The 1,417-nt window shown below is 71.1% G+C and carries 2 protein-coding genes and 1 rRNA gene; 1 reads left to right on the plus strand and 2 read right to left on the minus strand.

What is annotated here, in order from left to right; genetic code table 11:
• Positions 1–578: flotillin domain-containing protein (locus ACOV8S_RS01945; protein WP_448315633.1), on the plus strand; the 578-nt coding region annotated here is incomplete at its 5' end.
• 109 nt (positions 579–687) lie between these two features.
• Here ACOV8S_RS01945 and ACOV8S_RS01950 read toward each other — a convergent pair.
• Complete coding sequence (locus tag ACOV8S_RS01950; RefSeq protein ID WP_448315635.1) at positions 688–1,245, minus strand: GNAT family N-acetyltransferase; 558 nt, start codon at positions 1,243–1,245, stop codon at positions 688–690.
• 101 nt (positions 1,246–1,346) lie between these two features.
• Positions 1,347–1,417, minus strand: a 5S ribosomal RNA gene (gene rrf / locus ACOV8S_RS01955); the annotation flags it as partial.

The following is a 1,417-nucleotide window of genomic DNA, read 5'->3' on the forward strand; positions in this document are numbered from 1 at the left end:
ACACCGAGGTCCGCAAGCCCGCCGACGCCAAGCGGTACGCCGCCGAGCAGGAGGCCGAGGCCAAGCGCGTCGCCCGCGTGAAGCAGGCCGAGGCCGAGCGCCTGGCCGGCATCGCCGCCGCCCAGGCCGAGGCCGAGCGGGCCCGGCTCACCGGTGAGGGCGAGAAGCAGCGCCGTAGCGCGCTCGCCGAGGCCATCCGTCTCGAGGGCGAGGCCGAGGCCGCCGCGATCGGCGTCAAGGGCGCCGCGGAGGCCGACGCCATGGAGAGGAAGGCCGACGCCTACCGCCAGTACGGTGACGCGGCCATCCTGCAGATGCTGGTGGAGATCCTCCCCCAGGTCGTCGAGAAGGCCGCCGAGCCGCTGAGCGCCATCGACAAGATGACCGTCATCTCCACCGACGGCGCCTCCCAGCTCTCCCGCACGGTCACCGACAACGTCGCCCAGGGCCTGGAGCTCCTGAGCTCCACCACCGGCGTGGACCTCCCGTCCCTCCTGAAGAACCTCACCCAGCGGAACGGCGGCGACGACCACACCGCCGCCGCCCCCACCAAGCGGAGCGTCCCGATCAGCGAGTAACCGTCGCACGGATACGACAAAGGGCCCTGGCCCGCCCCATGGTGTCCATTCCATGGGACGGGCCAGGGCCCTTCCGCCTTCCCCCCGTCGGCACAACGAGGGGTCGCCCTCACACCTTCGCCAGGACGAACTCCAGCTCCACGTCGTCGGCGCCCTTCGGCATCCGCACCCCGCTGGGCTCGAACCCCAGCCGCCGGTACGCACGGATCGCCCGCTCGTTGCGCTCGTGCACGTAGAGCCGCACCCGCTCGGCCCCGCGCTCGTACGCCCAGGCCACGGCCGCCTCGAACAGCTCCTCCACGAGGCCCGAACCGCGGTACTCCGGCCGGACGAACACGCCGACGACCTGGCCCTGCCGGCACTCGATCGGACGGCCCAGGAAGTCCTTCTCCCCCGCCTCCTCCATCAGCACCGTGGCCGATCCCGCCCAGACCTCGTGCTGTCCCGGCACCTCGGCGACGAACTGCCGTACCGCGGTGCCTCCTTCGCCCGCGCCGGCTGTCCGCGCCTGATAGAACGCGTCGGGCTGGGCAGCGGCCGCCTCGTAGGTCTCCGCGTACGCCAGGTGCGCCACTGGGTCCTGCAGGGCAGCCAGCCGCAGCGCCTTGTGCTCACGCCACTCGCCGGCGCGGATGACCCGTACAGCGGGTCGTCGTGTGTCGTCCATGCGACGACCCTAGGCACCGGTTTCGCAGCTCGACAGCGAATAAACTCTCCGGAAATGCAGAAAGCCCCCGCACCAATGGTGCGGGGGCTTTCCCAATATTTGTTCGGCGGCGTCCTACTCTCCCACAGGGTCCCCCCTGCAGTACCATCGGCGCTGTGAGGCTTAGCTTCCG

Source organism: Streptomyces sp. CO7 (assembly GCF_053474865.1).

What these genes read in the sequence shown, in the direction of transcription:
- ACOV8S_RS01950 (WP_448315635.1), bottom strand. Translation starts at nt 1,245, where the DNA reads ATGGACGACACACGACGACCCGCTGTACGGGTCATCCGCGCCGGCGAG.